20 protein-coding genes, 2 tRNA genes, 1 rRNA gene and 1 pseudogene are annotated in these 17,294 nt (G+C 35.6%); 20 read left to right on the forward strand and 4 right to left on the reverse strand.

The window, feature by feature from the left end; translation table 11 throughout:
• Window positions 1-8: 8 nt before the first annotated feature.
• From rrf to F5ESL0230_RS01285, 6 genes are all read left to right on the forward strand, one after another.
• Window positions 9-125: ribosomal RNA gene (rrf, locus tag F5ESL0230_RS01260) — 5S ribosomal RNA — on the forward strand.
• Window positions 126-136: 11 nt separating this feature from the next.
• Window positions 137-209 (forward strand) — tRNA-Asn (locus F5ESL0230_RS01265).
• A 149-nt stretch (window positions 210-358) separates the two neighbouring features.
• Window positions 359-1,369, forward strand: coding sequence for a mannose/fructose/sorbose PTS transporter subunit IIA (locus F5ESL0230_RS01270; protein ID WP_122021279.1), 1,011 nt, complete (start codon window positions 359-361; stop codon window positions 1,367-1,369).
• An 11-nt stretch (window positions 1,370-1,380) separates the two neighbouring features.
• Window positions 1,381-2,187 (forward strand): PTS mannose/fructose/sorbose transporter subunit IIC, encoded by an 807-nt coding sequence (locus F5ESL0230_RS01275; RefSeq protein WP_122021280.1) that lies wholly within the window; start codon window positions 1,381-1,383, stop codon window positions 2,185-2,187.
• Window positions 2,188-2,214: 27 nt separating this feature from the next.
• Window positions 2,215-3,129, forward strand: coding sequence for a PTS system mannose/fructose/sorbose family transporter subunit IID (locus F5ESL0230_RS01280; protein WP_122021281.1), 915 nt, complete (start codon window positions 2,215-2,217; stop codon window positions 3,127-3,129).
• Window positions 3,130-3,133: 4 nt separating this feature from the next.
• The gene (locus F5ESL0230_RS01285) at window positions 3,134-3,496 is read left to right on the forward strand and encodes a DUF956 family protein (protein ID WP_122021334.1); all 363 of its coding nucleotides are present in this window, start codon (window positions 3,134-3,136) and stop codon (window positions 3,494-3,496) included.
• A 42-nt stretch (window positions 3,497-3,538) separates the two neighbouring features.
• On the opposite strand, the gene F5ESL0230_RS01290 is transcribed toward F5ESL0230_RS01285, so the two are convergent.
• Entirely contained in the window at window positions 3,539-4,903 is a 1,365-nt protein-coding gene (locus tag F5ESL0230_RS01290) for an amino acid permease (protein ID WP_122021282.1), read from the reverse strand.
• A gap of 164 nt (window positions 4,904-5,067) precedes the next feature.
• On the opposite strand from F5ESL0230_RS01290, the gene F5ESL0230_RS01295 reads away from it, so the two are divergent.
• Window positions 5,068-5,616 (forward strand): GNAT family N-acetyltransferase, encoded by a 549-nt coding sequence (locus F5ESL0230_RS01295; RefSeq protein ID WP_122021283.1) that lies wholly within the window; start codon window positions 5,068-5,070, stop codon window positions 5,614-5,616.
• A gap of 37 nt (window positions 5,617-5,653) precedes the next feature.
• Here the strand turns inward: F5ESL0230_RS01295 and galE are convergent, their stop codons facing one another.
• Window positions 5,654-6,643 carry a UDP-glucose 4-epimerase GalE gene (galE, locus tag F5ESL0230_RS01300; RefSeq protein ID WP_122021284.1) on the reverse strand — a complete coding sequence of 330 codons (990 nt, stop codon included), beginning with the start codon at window positions 6,641-6,643 and terminating at the stop codon, window positions 5,654-5,656.
• Between the two features lie 142 nt (window positions 6,644-6,785).
• Here galE and F5ESL0230_RS01305 point away from each other — a divergent pair, with 142 nt between their 5' ends.
• The 7 genes and pseudogenes from F5ESL0230_RS01305 to F5ESL0230_RS08605 all read left to right on the forward strand — a co-directional run bounded on the left by F5ESL0230_RS01305 (window position 6,786) and on the right by F5ESL0230_RS08605 (window position 9,774).
• Window positions 6,786-7,544 carry an NADPH-dependent oxidoreductase gene (locus F5ESL0230_RS01305; RefSeq protein WP_122021285.1) on the forward strand — a complete coding sequence of 253 codons (759 nt, stop codon included), beginning with the start codon at window positions 6,786-6,788 and terminating at the stop codon, window positions 7,542-7,544.
• A gap of 69 nt (window positions 7,545-7,613) precedes the next feature.
• A tRNA-Thr gene (locus tag F5ESL0230_RS01310) sits at window positions 7,614-7,686 on the forward strand.
• A 440-nt stretch (window positions 7,687-8,126) separates the two neighbouring features.
• The gene (locus F5ESL0230_RS01315; protein WP_122021286.1) at window positions 8,127-8,318 is read left to right on the forward strand and encodes a hypothetical protein; all 192 of its coding nucleotides are present in this window, start codon (window positions 8,127-8,129) and stop codon (window positions 8,316-8,318) included.
• The gene (locus F5ESL0230_RS01320) at window positions 8,315-8,815 is read left to right on the forward strand and encodes a hypothetical protein (protein ID WP_122021287.1); all 501 of its coding nucleotides are present in this window, start codon (window positions 8,315-8,317) and stop codon (window positions 8,813-8,815) included. Before F5ESL0230_RS01315 ends, F5ESL0230_RS01320 begins: the two co-directional genes overlap by 4 nt.
• Window positions 8,805-9,011, forward strand: a complete 207-nt coding sequence (locus F5ESL0230_RS08665) for a hypothetical protein (protein ID WP_369931534.1) — start codon at window positions 8,805-8,807, stop codon at window positions 9,009-9,011. Before F5ESL0230_RS01320 ends, F5ESL0230_RS08665 begins: the two co-directional genes overlap by 11 nt.
• Before the next feature lie 29 nt (window positions 9,012-9,040).
• Window positions 9,041-9,565, forward strand: a pseudogene (locus F5ESL0230_RS08530) (alpha-L-rhamnosidase); the annotation flags it as partial.
• 119 nt (window positions 9,566-9,684) lie between these two features.
• Complete coding sequence (locus F5ESL0230_RS08605; RefSeq protein WP_255409253.1) at window positions 9,685-9,774, forward strand: hypothetical protein; 90 nt, start codon at window positions 9,685-9,687, stop codon at window positions 9,772-9,774.
• A 450-nt stretch (window positions 9,775-10,224) separates the two neighbouring features.
• Here the strand turns inward: F5ESL0230_RS08605 and F5ESL0230_RS01330 are convergent, their stop codons facing one another.
• Entirely contained in the window at window positions 10,225-10,995 is a 771-nt protein-coding gene (locus tag F5ESL0230_RS01330; protein ID WP_122021288.1) for a MerR family transcriptional regulator, read from the reverse strand.
• A gap of 173 nt (window positions 10,996-11,168) precedes the next feature.
• Between F5ESL0230_RS01330 and F5ESL0230_RS01335 the strand changes: the two genes are divergently transcribed.
• Entirely contained in the window at window positions 11,169-11,852 is a 684-nt protein-coding gene (locus F5ESL0230_RS01335; protein WP_122021289.1) for a dihydrofolate reductase family protein, read from the forward strand.
• Between the two features lie 37 nt (window positions 11,853-11,889).
• On the opposite strand, the gene F5ESL0230_RS01340 is transcribed toward F5ESL0230_RS01335, so the two are convergent.
• Window positions 11,890-12,852 (reverse strand): D-2-hydroxyacid dehydrogenase, encoded by a 963-nt coding sequence (locus tag F5ESL0230_RS01340; protein ID WP_122021290.1) that lies wholly within the window; start codon window positions 12,850-12,852, stop codon window positions 11,890-11,892.
• Window positions 12,853-13,146: 294 nt separating this feature from the next.
• Here F5ESL0230_RS01340 and F5ESL0230_RS01345 point away from each other — a divergent pair, with 294 nt between their 5' ends.
• From F5ESL0230_RS01345 to F5ESL0230_RS01360, 5 genes are all read left to right on the forward strand, one after another.
• Window positions 13,147-13,530 (forward strand): zinc ribbon domain-containing protein, encoded by a 384-nt coding sequence (locus F5ESL0230_RS01345; protein ID WP_122021291.1) that lies wholly within the window; start codon window positions 13,147-13,149, stop codon window positions 13,528-13,530.
• Between the two features lie 87 nt (window positions 13,531-13,617).
• Entirely contained in the window at window positions 13,618-13,977 is a 360-nt protein-coding gene (locus F5ESL0230_RS01350) for a hypothetical protein (protein WP_122021292.1), read from the forward strand.
• 11 nt (window positions 13,978-13,988) lie between these two features.
• Window positions 13,989-15,362: a zinc ribbon domain-containing protein gene (locus F5ESL0230_RS01355; RefSeq protein WP_122021293.1), complete on the forward strand. Its 1,374-nt coding sequence runs from the start codon at window positions 13,989-13,991 to the stop codon at window positions 15,360-15,362.
• 426 nt (window positions 15,363-15,788) lie between these two features.
• The gene (locus F5ESL0230_RS08365; RefSeq protein WP_158593043.1) at window positions 15,789-15,938 is read left to right on the forward strand and encodes a hypothetical protein; all 150 of its coding nucleotides are present in this window, start codon (window positions 15,789-15,791) and stop codon (window positions 15,936-15,938) included.
• Window positions 15,939-16,205: 267 nt separating this feature from the next.
• On the forward strand, window positions 16,206-17,285 hold the full coding sequence (locus F5ESL0230_RS01360; RefSeq protein ID WP_122021294.1) for an AEC family transporter: 1,080 nt from the start codon (window positions 16,206-16,208) through the stop codon (window positions 17,283-17,285).
• Window positions 17,286-17,294 lie beyond the last annotated feature (9 nt).

Here is a 17,294-nt window from a genome sequence, read left to right on the forward strand (position 1 = left end):
AAAAGAAGTACGGTGGCAAGAGCAAGAAGGAAACACCTGTAACCATGCCGAACACAGAAGTTAAGCTTCTTAACGCCGAGAGTAGTTGGTGGGAGACTGCCTGCGAGGGTAGGACGTTGCCGTGCTTTTTTAATATTCCGGCTTAGCTCAGTTGGTAGAGCGCTTGACTGTTAATCAAGATGTCGTCAGTTCGAGTCTGACAGCCGGAGCAAGGTTAAAAGAGAAGGTTTAATAACCTTCTTTTTTTGTTTATGAAAATTAAATTAGTGGCACTAAAAGTTTAGTGAGTGCGTGACTTAACCGCTTTTAAAAGGTACAATATAAGTATATATATATTTTATTTAAAGGAGGAATTTTCATGGTAGGAATTGTATTGGCAAGCCATGGTGGCTTTGCGGATGGAATTGCTCAATCTGCAGAAATGCTCTTTGGCGAGCAATCCAATTTTGCTCATGTCATTTTGAGACCTGATGAGGGACCAGATGATATTAGAGGAAAAATGGAAGAGTCGATTTCTTCATTCGATAGCCAAGATGAAGTACTGCTATTAGTTGATTTATGGGGTGGTACTCCGTTTAACCAGGCTAGCGGATTACTTGAAAGTCATCCATCCTGGGCAGTGGTTTCTGGAATGAATTTACCAATGGTCGTTGAGGCTTTAACACAAAGAATGACTAATCCAGAGGCTAGTGCTCATGAAATTGCAACAGCAATCATTGCTCCAGCAAAGGATGGCATTAAGACTAAGCCGACTAATTTGATGTCTGAGATGCAGACGCAGACAGTTGCTTCATCAGATAAATCTGATGAAATTAAGAATAAATCTATTCCAGAAGGAACAGTAGTTGGTGATGGTCATATAAAATATGTATTGGCTAGAATTGATTCACGTTTATTACACGGACAAGTTGCCACAGGTTGGATTCCAGCAATGCATCCAGATCGTGTAATTGTTGTATCAGATCGTGTTGCTAAAGATGATATGCGCAAAAGCATGATTCGTGAAGCTGCCCCTGCTGGTGTTAAAGCGCATACCGTACCATTAGCAAAAATGGTGGAAATTGCTAATGATTCGCGCTTTGGTAATACTCATGCTTTACTTCTTTTTGAAAATCCAGAAGATGTATTAAAAGTAGTTAAGGCGGGAATCGACATAAAAACAATCAATGTGGGTTCAATGTCATATAGTGTTGGTGATGTAAATGCTAATAACGTTTTATCGATGAATCAAGAAGATGTAGACACTTTTCGTGAACTTGAAAAAATGGGTATTAAGTTTGATGTGCGTAAAGTACCAAATGATAAACCTGGCAACATGGATGCAATTTTAAGTAAAGCGCAAAGTTTGCTTAATGAGCAGAATAAATAGGGGAGTATAATATGAACACTATTCAAATGGTTTTAGTGGTTCTTGTTGCCTTTCTTGCAGGTATGGAAGGTATTTTGGACCAGTGGGAATTTCATCAACCTTTGGTTGCTTGTACACTAATTGGTTTAGTAACAGGACATTTAGATTTAGGTATTATTTTAGGTGGGCAATTACAAATGATTGCCCTTGGTTGGGCAAATATTGGGGCCGCTGTTGCTCCAGATGCAGCTCTAGCATCGGTTGCATCTGCCATTATTTTAGTTCAAAGCGGACAAGGTACTAAAGGAATTGGAATGGCAACTGGTATCGCAATGCCTTTAGCAGTTGCTGGTTTGTTTTTAACAATGATTGTCAGAACAATTTCAACTGCTATTGCACATATCATGGATGCTGATGCTAAAAAAGGTAATTGGCGCAAAATTAATATGTGGCAATGGATAGCAGTCTGCTTACAAGGATTAAGAATTGCTGTGCCCGCTGCATTGCTCTTGGCAATTCCAGCTTCAACGGTTAAATATTGGCTAGGCTTAATGCCAACTTGGCTTAACGAAGGTATGTCAATTGGTGGTGCCATGGTTGTAGCAGTGGGTTATGCAATGGTAATTAACATGATGGCAAGCCGTGAGGTTTGGCCATTCTTTGCGATTGGGTTTGCTTTAGCTGCAATTAAGGACTTAACTTTAATCGCTTTAGGTGCAATTGGTTTAGCAATGGCCTTAATGTACTTAGCACTTGAATCTCAAGGCAATAACAATAATTCAAGTACAAATAATGAAGGTACCGGCGATCCACTCGGCGATATTATTGATGATTATTAAAGTGATATTTAAGAGGAGGAGTTTATTATGGCTGATCAAAAAATAAAATTAACTAAAGCCGATCGCTTCAAAGTCATGTGGCATTCACAATTTTTGCAGGCTTCATGGAACTATGAAAGAATGCAAAATGGTGGTTTTGCCTATTCACTAATTCCAGCATTACGAAAGTTATATCCTAATCAAGAGGATATGGCGGCAGCGCTAGAGCGCCATTTAGTATTTTTTAACGTGCACCCTTATTTGGTTTCACCAATTTTAGGTGTTACCTTAGCTTTAGAAGAGGATAAAGCTAACGGTGCTCCAGTTGGTGACGAAGCAGTCCAAGGAGTCAAGGTTGGAATGATGGGTCCCTTAGCCGGTGTTGGTGATCCAGTCTTTTGGTATACTGTGCGTCCGATCGTTGGAGCATTAGGTGCTTCAATGGCAATTCAGGGTAACATTTTAGGACCAGTTTTATTCTTTGTTATATGGAATGTAATTAGAATTGCCTTTATGTGGTATACACAGGAATTTGGCTATCGGGCAGGTTCAGCGATTACTAATGATATGTCAGGCGGATTACTGCAAAAGGTAACGCGTGGAGCGTCCATGATGGGAATGTTTGTCCTAGGTTCTTTAATTGAACGCTGGGTCAATATTAAATTTACGCCAATTGTTTCCCAAACGCCAATTCAAAAGGGCGGTTACATTGATTGGAATACTCTGCCAGCAGGTGCTAAAGGAATCCAACAAGCTTTAATTGCTCAAAGTAATGGTTTATCCTTGACTAAATTTAAGGTAACTACCTTGCAAAATAATTTGGATACCTTGATTCCTGGTTTAGCTGGTTTATTATTAACCTTCTTGTGTACGTGGCTTTTGAAGAAGAAAGTATCCCCAATAGTGATTATTATTGCTATTTTCATTATTGGTGTTGGCTTACACGTTTTGCATGTACTCTAATAAAATGGTTGAATCAAGTAACAACAAGGTTGATTTTACTACTAGTGCAACATGGTTTCGGGGAATTTCAACTTATGGCAAAGCCATGATTGGAAATAAAGCATTTGAATTTTATAATGATCGTAATATTTCTGATTATGTCCAAATTCCATGGGCAGAAGTAACTTATATTGTAGCGGACGTCCATTTCGGTGGTCGATATATTCCAAGGTTTGAAATTCGAACGAAAGTAAATGGTAAATTTATTTTTTCTACACGAAATAATAAAAAAACTTTACGTGCAATTAGAAATTATGTTCCAGCTGACCGAATGCGGCAAGCATTGGGGTTATGGCAAAAAATAAAGCAAAGGTTGATACATAATTAAAAAATCTTAGATCTTTTGATCTAAGATTTTTTGTTATCTATTTTATTCTTGATGGCGAATTTTAACTAAACTAAATAAAATAATAAAAATTAATAGTGCGGCAATCATTGCAATTCGATTTTCTGGCAAAAAGAGTAATAAAATAATCATTATGATAAAGAAGGCCAGAGTAGCAAAATCTAAATAAGGAAACCATGGCATCTTAAAATCAGTCAAGTCTTGTTCCTTTGTTTGGTTACGATATGCAATATGGGTAAGCAACATTAGACACCAAATAATCAAGAACATACTAGTTGAAGTCGAAGAAATAAAATTAAATGCATTATTTCCAATTAAAATGATAACTAAGGGAGCTAATTCCATTAAAACAGCAGATAGGATAAGTGCGTTTTGTGGAAGTTTTCGGTGTAACTGGCCAAAAGTATGGTTCCACTTACCTTTGCCTTGATAGGTAACCGAGAAAAGTAGTCTACCTGCACTGTACAAAAAACTATTAGTAGCTGAAACAGCTGCGGAAATTACTACAAAGTTAATTAGTGAGCCAGCATTTTGGATACCAGTTGCAGCCAAGGTTTGGACAAAAGGACTGGAGTTAGTCGCAACCTTATTCCAGGGAATTACGACTAAAATCGCCACAATTGCTAAAACATAAAATAAGATGATTCTCATAGGGACTTCGTTAATTGCTTTTTTTATGGTTTTGGCTGGATTTTGGGCTTCGGCTGCAGTTAAACCAACTAGTTCTACGCCGACAAAACTAAAGATAACCATCTGAAAGCCAGCGAAGAAGCCAATGCTACCTTTGGCAAATAGGCCACCGTGACTGTTTAGATTGGCAAAAGTAACTGGCCCCAGACTAGTTTTGCTACCTGTTAATAAGAGGTAAAAGACTAAAATGACGAAGGCAATAATTGTTACAATTTTAATAATTGCAAAGCTAAATTCCAAATTACCAAAAAAACGTGCGGACAGTAAGTTAATAATTAATAATACTGCCACCGTTATTAATCCAGGTAGCCAAGTTGGCAGTCGAGGAAACCAATATTGGAAATAAATTCCTAGAGCAGTCATTTCAGCCATCCCCAATGTGACCCAGCTAATCCAATAAAGATAACCTGAAATCAGACCTATATCTTTACCTAAGTATTTTTTGATAAAGTCGATGTAGGTATGCTTTGACAAATCTGAAACAATTAGTTCACCTAGAGCACGCATTAATAAAAATAAAAAAATTCCCACAATAACGTAAATTAAGAGGACACTTGGACCAGCTCGGCGGATACTATTGCCGACACCTAAAAATAAGCCGGTGCCGATTGTTCCGCCTAAGGCAATTAATTGAATATGGGCGTTAGTTAGGGTTCGTTCATAACCACTATTATTGTTTTCTTCATCTTTTTCATTCATTAGATTTCTCCGAAACTATAAAATATTACATTGATATTACAATAGTCGATTATAGCATTTATTAAATTGACATGCTTATATAAAGATGAGATTTTTTTGAGTTGACAATTATTTTGATAATTGTATGATGAGTTTAATTAAGGATTTATTAAAGGAGATAATCAATGTTTGTTTTAGCTACTTTTTCGTTGAACAATTTATCCATTAAGTTAGTTTTCCCGGAAACAAGTCATGCGCAAAGTTTATATAATCTTATTGAGCAGGATCGATCAGAATTATCACGCTTCTTGCCTTGGGCGAATGAAATAAATGCGCTTCAGGATGAACTTGCTTTTATTAAGCTTATGCGAAGTGAGACCGCGGAATATAAAAAATTGGCATTAGTGATTCTTGTGAATAACCAACCAGCGGGTATGGTTGATCTGCATGATATAAAGCTAAATCATCAAAGTGCGGAAATTGGTTATTGGCTTGGCCAGAAATATCAGGGTAAGGGCATTATGACCGAGGTAGTGAGACATTTGATAGATATCTCTTTTTCTGAGTTAAAATTACACCGGTTAAACCTCTTGGTCGATCATCGAAATAAAGCTAGTAGAGCAATAGCCCAGAGACTAAAATTTGACCACGTTGCATTATTGAAAGATGAAGTAAAAAATCACGACCAGTTTTGTGATATAGATTTATATACCGTGATTAATTCTACCAACTAAAAAATGTACTGGTAATATTTACCAGTACATTTTTAGTTTAATCTTCATAACCATGATGATGAGCTTGGTGCCATTGCCATGCACTTGCAATGAGATCTTCAGCACTTTCAAATTGGGGCTGCCAATGTAAGATGGTTCTAGCTTTAGTAGAATCAGCAACAAGACTATCCGGATCACCGCTACGTCTTGGTCCGATTGTGTATGGAATCTGAATTCCGGTAACCTTGCGCGCAGCTTGCAAAATTTCTAAATTGGAGTAGCCGTGTTCAGTACCTAAATTAAAGACATCTGATAGGTTAGTTTTGATTAAATATTGTAGTGCTAAAATATGAGCATCGATTAGATCGGTTACTTGAATGTAGTCACGTACATTAGTACCATCGTGTGTATCATAGTCATCCCCAAAAATGGTGAACTTATTATCACCCTTAACAGCACTATTTAAAATATTGGGAATAAGATGTGTTTCAGGTGCATGGTCTTCACCTGTTTGTCCATCCTTTGATGCCCCGGCAACGTTAAAATATCTTAGTGCAACTGATTTAATACCATCAGCTTTGTCGGCCCAGTGCATGATTTTTTCTATCATTAATTTGGTATCTCCATATGGATTAATTGGATTTAATGGTGAATCTTCAGTAATTGGTAACTTTTTAGGGATGCCATAAGTCGCAGCACTAGAAGAAAAGACCAGGTAATTCACCCTTGCATCCCGCATTGCCTCAAGAAGGGCAATCATTCCCCAAACATTATTATCGTAATACTTGAGGGGGTTTTTCATTGACTCTGGTACTAGTGAATAGGCTGCAAAGTGCATAACAGCATCAATTTTTTCATTACGCAGAATTTGGCTTACTAAAAATTTATTTTTAAGGTCGCCTTGATAAAACTTGGCGCGATTGTCTACAGCCAGACGATGACCTGTGTATAAAGCATCAAGCACAACTACTTCGTACCCGTTATCCAGTAATTGTTTAACTGCATTTGAACCTATGTAGCCGGCTCCACCAATAACTAATATACGCATTTTTGCCTCCATTTTTGTAACCGTTTAAATAGATTTTAGCATAAATTGGTAAATTATTTATATAAATTACTACTAATTGACACCAGGTAGTTTTTGCACTACATTAATTTTAAGTAAGTCAATTCAGAGGGGAAGTAGGCCAATGATTCACAATTCAACCATTGATCAGCAAATTAATCACAGATCGATTAGAAAGTTTAAAGCTCAATCGTTAACAACCGAACAATTAACAACCTTATTCACAGTTTTTCAGCATACGGCTACAAGTCTATTTATGCAAAATACGACTCTCTTGCATATTACTGATGAGGAAAAACTAGCAAAAATACGGCAATTGTGTAACCAAAAGTATGTAGGGGCAGAAGGCGACTTATTTATTTTTGTAGTTGATCTGTATCGTAATCAGCAGATTCGCCAGCAACTAGGTCAAGATGATGGTCGAGTACATACAACTGATCTTTTTATGCAAGGAATGGACGATACCTTACTTGCATGGCAAAATGTAGCTAATGCGGTGGAAAGTATGGGACTAGGTTATGTGCCACTGGGGACAATTAATGACCATCCACTAGCGCTACTTGAGGTGCTGGATTTACCGAAACTAACTTTTCCTGCACTGGGGATGCAGGTAGGGGTCCCCGATCAAAACCCACAATTAAAGCCACGTTTACCCCTAAAATTCACTACGTTTGAAAATAATTATCCACAAAATTTCAATGTTGCTGAGTTAAAAGACTATGACCAAACTGTGGAAAAATATTATGATTTACGAGCAACTAATCACCGCATTGATTCTTTTACCAAACAAATAACCGGGGCCAAGTTGGATAATAAAAAAATTGATCGCGACCAGTTACCTCAATTGCTGCATCAGCAGGGCTTATGTCTTGACTGGAAATAATAAATAAAAGTCATTCATTTGATTGCATGACTTTTTTTGTTTTGGTATAATTTGAATGTTACAAAAAGCGCTGATTTAGCTCAGTTGGTAGAGCGTTTCCCTCGTAAAGAAAAGGTCGCCAGTTCGATTCTGGCAATCAGCATTTTTAATAGTAATTCAAAGTAATCAACCTTTTTCGAAGATAAGTTAAGGTTGATTTTCGTTAATAAAGGTTCTCATGCACAAAAAATGTACAAAGAAAAAAGTTGTGTGTACGAAAAAGTCATTAGAGGCAGACTAGAAGACGATATAACGGGCTTTGTGCCCGCTATTTTTTGTACCTAAAAATTTATTAATCTTCAGAATTCTTAAATCTGGTAGTAGACTAATTAGCTTGAAATTATTTAGCAAACACTCGGTATATATTCTTATAGTGTGGTAGCATGGGAGTATAATTTTATTCGCGGAATATTTTTTTAATAATTTAGAATGGGGCAGATTCCAATAGCTGTTGATATCAGAAAGGAAAGAAGGATAGCTTTATAGCAATATGAGGGATACTTGGATTTTTCAAAGAAGTAACTGATTTTTTAGAGGTGTTAAATGAAACTTACAGAATATTCTGGAATTAATAAAATAACTTTAGATGATTTCTTGTCTTTAGATGAGGAACAGACTATAAGGTTTGATTTTTTAACGCAAGGGAAAGAAGCGGATTGCACCGAATTAACAAATAGTATTTATCATAAGCTTTTTCCTTGGTTTGACGAAAAAATCATGCGGGCGATACGTTGAATACTTATAGAATAGCGGTAAAAAAGTACTATGGTAGTTACTATCGTTTTTTAGATCGAAAAAAACAGTTAGAAATTATTGGTATTATTAAAAAATATACACCACATAATAGTGACCAGATTTTTGAGTTTGAGGCTACTGATAAGAACGGTCATTCATATTATCAACTATGTAATAATTATCAATTAGGTAATTTTTTTATTTTGCCAGTTCATGGTGGAATTAATCCTAAGAGGGCTCGAGTGCCATACAATGATTTCTTTGATAAATTTTTAATTGTATTGAACGATTTTTATTTTAAAAATTTTACTACCTATACTGATTTTATTGATAAGAACTACTTATGGAGTTTTACAGAAAAGGGTACTAAGGATAATATTTCACTACAAAAATTATCAGGTAAATCAACTTTTGAAGAGTATGTTTTATCAATTACAGATATTGTTAAACAGCGGGGCAAAGAACTGTATGCTCTATTGCATGTGGATGCGAGGTAGAGCACAGCGAATAAATCGTCTACTACAAAACATTAAATGGAGGCAGCGTGGCAATATGTTGTCTATTCCAACTGATTGTCTGCAATGTGAACGTGTAGGTTGGACCTGTGATATGCAAGTTTCGCACCAGCTGCAACTTTTTATTATGATACTGAAGATTTTTACCAAAGTACGCTTGATTTTAAAGGTATTTTGAGTTCAGCTGGCTGGGGCGATGCACTCATCATGGTACCTTGGACTCTGTATCAAAGATATGGACACAAGGAAATATTGCTAGAAAACTATGATGCAATGATGAAGTGGCATAATTATAGTGTAAAAAGTGCTGCTGCAGATAAAAAGGGCAATGACTGTTACATTTTGGATACTACTTTTCACTATGGTGATTGGATGTTTCCAAGTATGATGATTGGAAATCCAGATTCGATGAAGTCAGCTAAAGCAACTAAAGATTTAGTTGCGACCGCATTTTTAGCACACTCTGCAATACTTCTTGCTAAAATAAGCAACCTTTTAGGTGAAGATAGTAATCAGTATATTGAATATGCTAATAAGGTAAAAATAGCCTTTACTAATAAATTTGTAAAAGCTGGCAAGTTAACTAGCGATTATCAGGGATGCTATGTTTTGGCACTGGCGTTTGACATGGTTGAAGACCATAATCTTAAACAGCAATTGTTAGCTAGGTTAGTAGAACTAATACATGGTAACAACGACTGTCTTGATACCGGATTTTTATCTGTTCCATATTTATTAGACGTACTAGTTGATAATGATGAAATAGAATTAGCTAAGCAACTATTTTTACAGGTTTTACAGGATAAAAGTGCCCGTCTTGGTTATATGAAGTTGATCATGGAGCTACTACTATTTGGAGATCTTGGGCGGGGATTCAACCTGATAGTAAAGTAGGGATATTTTCCTTTAATCATTACGTTATGGGATGTGTCCTTGATTGATTTATAAGAATGTTATTGGCTTAAATGTAATCAAGCCAGGATATAAAGAAGTTACAATTAATCCGAAGTTCAAAGGCATAGTTAATGACTTTCAGAGGTGTATGAATTTAGCATTCCTGCAGGATGTAAAGCCACTATTTATCCGCCGGATACGGATAAGTTTTTAAAAAAGTATCCACAAGCAAGTGTTGAAAATACAAGAATCACAGTGAAATCAGGTACTTATCAGTTTCTAATAGCTTAAGCTATTAGAAAGTAGTATTCTTTTGATATGATGCATGGTGGTTAAAAGAATGCTTGATTCAATATTGGATTATTAGATGATCAATTTGTCTTTAAGTTCTACTTATAACTGTCTTTTAGGCTACTTCTGCTAACCAGATAAGATTTAATTATACAAAAAGGACAATTTGTAAAAATAACAAAATGTCCTTTTAATTATTAAGCTCTTTAAGCATAATAATTAATAATATCTTTTAAAGTTTGGGCGGCACCTTCCATACCAGTACCCTCTTCATAGTATTTCTTAAATCGTTCATCACAAACATACATTGTAGCCAAATTTTTGTGATTCGTGGATGAATATAACTGGCTAGGCCACATCATCTGTAAATATTCTTTATGTAAAGTAAAAAGTTGTTTAGCAGCAGTTTGTTGGAAATCAGTAGTACCAACTAGTGGCTTTAACTGAATCAAAATTTGTTTAGTGATTTGTTCTAAATGATCAAATTCTTTTTTGGACAGAGCATAGACTTTTTGCTTACTCGTATCAATAAGATCATTACCATATTTAGTACGAATTTCTTTGCCATACATTTTTTCATTATCATTAATTTTTTGCATTTTAAAGGCAATAAATTTTTCTTGATCGCTCATGTTCATGGGTATTTTTCCTTTCATCGATGTAAGTGTTTGATCTAGGTTATCAATCAATGCCGTTAATCGGTTTCTCTCAGCTATTATTTTTTGACGTTGTTGTTTTAAAGCTTGGTATTGGATTGCAGTAGAACTTTGCATGATTTTTTTGATTTGCGCTAAAGGCAAGTCAAATAATCTTAAAAACATTATCTTTTGTAGTTGATCAACTTCGGCCTTGTCATAATAACGATAATTATTTTTAGTATTACGACGGGCAATTAGTAGTCCCGTCTTATCGTAAAAACGCAAAGTTCTCGTTGAAATTCCTGTTAATTTAGCTAATTCGGTGATTGAATACGACATAATTAAATCTCCTCACTTACATTTTGAAGTATAATTGTTGACGCTACGTCAAGGTCAAGGGAAATATAGCAATAAATTTAAATATTTTTAACTCAGGTTAAATATTCTGTTCTCTTCTTGACTTCAAGTATACTTGAAGGATTATATTTGGTTTAAATTAAAAGAAGGCAAAAATGGATAGAGCAAAAGTAGTAGTTCATATGTATGTCACGATTGACGGTAAAATTGATGGTAAATGTGATAGCCCTGCGTCAAGCAAATATTATAATGATGAACTATTTGTTTTAAGTAATGCTGATGGCAATGGTCGGCGGACGATTCAAATGTATGCTGCTCCTGAAACACTTGATTTGAGTCAATACAGTACTGCTGGAATTAAGTATGAAGATTGGCTACCTGATATTGAATCAGCGACTTGGGCTGTTGCCTTTGATCGTAAGGGAAAATGTGGTTGGAATAAAAATTATTTTCTATATCATAATCAACAAATGCGAGCAATTGAAGTTGTTACGAAAAAGGCACGAAAAGAATATTTGTCCTTTCTGCGTACAATGGAAATTCCCTATATCGTTTCTGGAGAGGAGAATTTTAACTTAAAGGAAGTTTTAGTTAAGCTAAGAGCGCATTTTGGCATTGAAAAATTAGCTCTTTGTGGTGGTGCTAGAATTAATGGTGTCTTTTTAGAGCAGCACTTAGTCGATGAAATTTCTCTCGTCATCTCGCCATATGTCAATGGTGACCGCGAGATTAAGACTACTTTTGAAACAACTAGTAGAATTGATGATCAATTTAAAATAGATTTTATCAAAAAACTGCCAGACGGAGGATTACATTTAATTTTTAAAAAAGGTGAATAAAAATAAGCTGCAAAGATTAATTTTGCAGCTTATTTTTTTAATTAACGACATTAACGGCTTTTCCGTTTAAGAAAGCTGATAAGTTGTTGATTGTAATATCTAACAGGCGCTTACGTGTTTCTTTTGGTGCCCACGCAATATGTGGTGTAATGTAACAATTTTTTGCAGATAAGAGCGGACTGTTTACCGGAATTGGTTCTTGCTCGGCAACATCAACACCAGCTGCTCCAATTTTACCATTATTCAAAGCGTGAGCAACATCTTGCTCGTTAATCAACCCCCCGCGTGCTGTATTAAGTAATAGAACGCCATCCTTCATCTTGGTAATTGCTTCTCGGTCAATCATTTCGGTTGTTTCGGGTGCTTGTGGCACGTGAAGACTAATGATGTCGGCTTGTTGATATAATTCATCCAGGCTAACCTGTTTTACGTAGTCTGGAAGATTAGTTTTTGACCGGTGATTATAAAAAATAACGTTCATTGCAAAGGCATGGGCGATTTCAGCGACTTTTTGAGCGATGCTGCCAAAGCCAATTAATCCCATTGTTTTATCTTGCAGTTCGATTAATGGCTTTGCCCAAAAAGTAAAATCAGGATTGTTGCTCCAGCGTCCTTCGTGAACCAGTTTATTGTGCAAACCAACTTGGCTAGTGATTTCAAGGAGTAGAGCAAAAGTAAACTGTGCTACTGCATCGGTGCCGTAAGTTGGAATATTAGTAACCGGGATGTTAGCTGCCCGTGCAGCCGCAGTATCAATCACATTGTACCCGGTCGCGGTGACTCCAATGTATTTAAGATTAGGTGCTTTGGTGATAACACTTCGATTTAATGGTGTTTTATTAGTTAATACTATTTCGGCATCACCGATTCTGCGCAAAATCTCGCCGTTATCATCAACTGGTGTTCGATCATAAATGGTACATTCGCCCAACTGCTTAAGGGGTGTCCAATCAAGGTCACCGGGGTTTAAGGCATAACTATCCAAATTTACAATTTTCATTTTTTAACCTCATTTGTTCATTTTTAACTTCTAGTTTACTACAGTTTGCAAAAGTACTAACTATGAAACAGTTCAATCCAGGCTAATACTACAATTTGACAGTAAAAATAGATAATTTTACAATGAATTAGTGTTCTACCTTTTTAGCTTTTTTTATATATAGTTTAGTTATTTGGGTAAAAGACAAAGTGGGAAGAAGATGTTTTACTATCCAATATTGCTATTCCAGATTTTGGGAGCGGATGAAAGTAGTTAGTATTCATATAATGTTGTTATAAATGTAAGGAGCAAGTAATGAAAAAGTGCCCTAATTGTGGTGCCCTGATGGAAAATGGGGTTAATTTTTGTACTAAATGCGGTAGCGATTTACGTTCAATTACGTTAGAAAAAGAGCCGGAGCAGGCTACTACTGTAACTAAAAAAACTGCACCAGTTGTGGCTGAAGTTAATCAGCAACATGTTAATTCTGGTAGCTATTTGCAAAATTATTGGGAATGGCTGGTTGAATCATGGAAATGTCCCGCAACTAGCAATTTAGCTGCTCAAAGCTGGTACGGCTGGGTAACAATTTTAATTGAAGATGTTTTATTTGTTACTGGATTATATTTCTTTGCTAAGTCAGTTATTACCAGTGCAATTGGCTTAGTCAATCATTTCGGGGGCGATACTAGAGGTTAGGGCAATTTTGATATTTCTTTTGGCATTGTCTTTCGGGTATTTTTAATTGTCCTGATTTTCCAAGTGATTGTGATTGGTAGTCACTTTGTGGCATATAAATTTATTTATGATGAGCAAATTAATCTATTAGATTTTGTTAACCGCGGTATCCATGCTAGTAACCTAAATTTGATTTTGACAGTCATTTTCTTTTTATTAATGGTTTTAGGACTTAATAGTATCAGATTTACTTTATTTTTAGTTTTACTATTATTTGGTTTGTTCTTTATTGGTCAAGAAGTGGCCTTGCTAGCAAATAACGGTGCTCGACGGGATAAAGCATATGGTGCTTTACTTGCTTTTGGTATTATTTTTATTTGTAGTTTGGTAATGAACTCACTTATTTATAATTCCGTTTTACGGTCAATTTTTAATCAAATTATTTCAGGTTTTAATGGTTCAATGTAGATGGTGTAAAGATGAATAAAAATGAATTTTGTCCAAATTGTGGACAACCAGTTAACGAAAACGAGGAGTTTTGTTCCAACTGTGGCGCAAAGCTGTCTAATAATAAGCAAAGTCGGCAGGAATACCGAATGGATCAGACGCCCCGGCAAGCTGCTAACAATAATCCGCGCCAGCCGATGAAAAAGAAAACTAAGATAATTTTGAGCATTGTGGGCGTTTTGGTTGTTGCTTTCATTGCTTTTTATGCTTGGGGCTCAAATCATTATCAACGGAAAAATCAAGTTGATCAGATTACTGCGTATTTAAAAAATCCGCGGGCAAATTTAGCGGACTATGTTACCTCGGATAATCCTAGTGTGCATGTCACTAATGCGGCTTTGAAGCCAACGCAAAATTATTATTTTGATCACAGTAGTGATGCCGATAAGATGGCAGAAGCTTTTAAGTATGGTGATACTTATGAAGACGTTTCGTTAGTACAGTCAGGACGGTACTTACTGTTTTTCCCTAAATATACGTTAAAATTTAAGACTTTTACACCACATATTAAGACTAATCATGCCAATTCGACGATTTATGTTAATGATGAAAAAATCGGTGGGGTTAATGGTAGTGGTGAAAGTTATTATAAGCAGGTACAGCCACTTTTTCCTGGAAAATATCATATTGTAGTTAAATCGACTGCTGCTGGTCATAAGTTAACTGCTGATAAAAGCGCCAATATTTTTTCAAATAGTGCAATTAATATGAATATCAAGACCGTCAATTTTACGGTTAAAAGCTCTCCTGGTGCGGATGTCTATATTAACGAGAAAAAAGTTGGTATGTTAGATAAGAACGGCGAAAAAGTATTTAACGAATATCCTGCTACGGATGACATGAAGATTTATGTCATGATGAAGGTTGACGGTAACGCAATCAGATCAAAGGTAGTTGATTATGATGATCTAGGCTTTGATGATGACGATGATAGTAGTAGTAATGTCGTTAAGCCTGAATGGCCGGGCTTAATCAGCGAGGATGATGCCAAAAATATCTTGGAAGACAACTTTGAAGATCCAGCTGAAGATGCATTTGTTGGTGGCGCGGAAAATAAGGGTTACCAAGAACTGCATGAGCAGATTGGTAACTTTAATGACAATGACGAAATAATTTCTTATGATATGGATTGTAGCATTGTTTCCATTTCGCCTGCGCCAGATAATAGTAGTAATGTTGTCTATAAGATAACTTACACTTTTGAGCATGATGATTATGAGCATAAACAAGTAATGCTATATTCTGGTTGCGTCTTCCACCAAAATGGTGATGACGATGATGCTTCACAAAAAATTAAAGCAATCGGTAATGGAAAGATTATAAGTGATAAAAAGTATAATAACTAAACTAATAGGGCACATCACATGTGATGTGCTTATTTAGTTTCAAATTACATTGATGAGTAAATTGGCCAAGATAAAAGATCATCAATCTATTAAATTTCAAAATAATAGGAGAACTTAAAATTAATAAATTGCGTAAGAATTATCATGAAAAAAGAAAGTATTGTTCCACTATTTTTTAAAGGAAATTTCCTTTTTTGGAATACTGCATATGTGTTTTCATTAAAGAGTGGGCGAAAACTTAATCTTAAAGACTATCCTGAACTTAATAAATTGGGTTACTGAATTAAGGTTAATGATTAAACTAATTAACGGGTATGGTCACTTTTAGGGCTTCCGGCGTTTAGCTAAAAATTTTGTCGAATAACAGGGCTTCAACCAGATGATTTTTACGTAAATTTAGTTTCTGGTTCAATCATTGGCATATCTTTGGCAATTCAAACTTATGCAGCACCTGGAGCAGCGATTTTTGCTGTGGTAATGGCAGCAATTATGTATGTCTTTTTTGAGCAATCGCCAGTTCATAAGAAGGTAAGCCATGTAGCAGAGCAAGAAGAAGACGGCTTTGATGAATTTTAAATAGCTCATACAAAAATAATGTTAAGAAGCATTCTATTTTGTGAAGATCAAATAGGATGCTTTTGTTTTGTTTTTTTATTCACATATTCTACTAGCTTGAATTTTCCGACAAATGCAAGTTACTTTACTGGTAAAATTGTTCGTTTATATTTACTTGATTTCGCTTACATAAGTTACAAAAGGTTACATTAATTTACTATTATTATCAAAAATTGAGGTTAAAACTAAAATATATTGTGAAATATGTAATTAATTAGGAGGAGAAAGATGAATATTGCGAAAGCGATTCAAGTGACATTTTCCAATGTTGCGATAGTTAGCTCAGTAACATCAACAATTTTTATTATTTTATTGGGTTTTTATTTACGTAAGCGTAATATCTTTACAGAAAAGTATGGTAAGCTTTTATCTAAGATTGTTTTAACAGTTGCGCTTCCGGCTTTGGCATTCAACTCATTTATGCAACCGATTAATGGCGAAACTTTTTCGCAAGGGATGAATGTGTTAATTTGGGGAATTGTAATTTATATTATTTTGATTTTGGTAACCCCAATTTCTTATGCCAAATATCCTAAAGATAAGCGGGATGTTCTAGCAATTTTAACCACTTTTGGTTCAACTACCTTTTTTGGAATTCCAATTGTTGGTGCGGTCTTTGGTACCAAGGGCATAATGTATAGCTCGATTTTTAATATTGGCTACCGGATTTTTTTATATTCTTATGCTTATATTAAGATGTCTGGCTTGAAAATGAATGCAAGCAATATCAAAAAAATGTTTGTCAATCCGGTGGTAATTGCTACTTTTTTGGGACTGATTATGTGGCTAGTGCAAAATTACATGCCACAGGTAGCTGTAAGACAAGCTGTTAATGGCGTAATTAATCCTGGTGCACCAATAATTAAGGTTGCCTTTTACCGAATTGATCAGACTGCAATTTGGTTGTACAAACCACTGCAATATCTGGCTAACCTGGCATCACCACTTGCTTGGCTATCAATCGGTGCTACTTTAGGTTCGACTTCATTTAAAAAAGCTGCGGGAAACAAGACTTCTTGGTATTACAGTTTTAATAAGGTTGTCTTAGTACCACTGCTTAACTTGGTAATATTGGCCATCTTAAATGTGACTAACATCTTACCGATTAGCTATGTTGCCTTAGGTACAATCATTATTATGATGGCTACGCCAACCGCTGCCGTTGCTTCGTCTTATGCGATTAGCTTTGATCGTGAGGCGGTATTATCGTCCAATGCATCCTTTGTATCGACAATTTTAGCGGTAGTGGCAATGCCATTTTGGATTGCCTTTCTCGGTGTTCTTAGTCAAAGCGGATTATTTCATTAATTAGGAGGT

The sequence above is a fragment of the Lactobacillus sp. ESL0230 genome (genome assembly GCF_003692805.1).
GTDB classification, from domain to species: domain Bacteria; phylum Bacillota; class Bacilli; order Lactobacillales; family Lactobacillaceae; genus Lactobacillus; species Lactobacillus bombicola.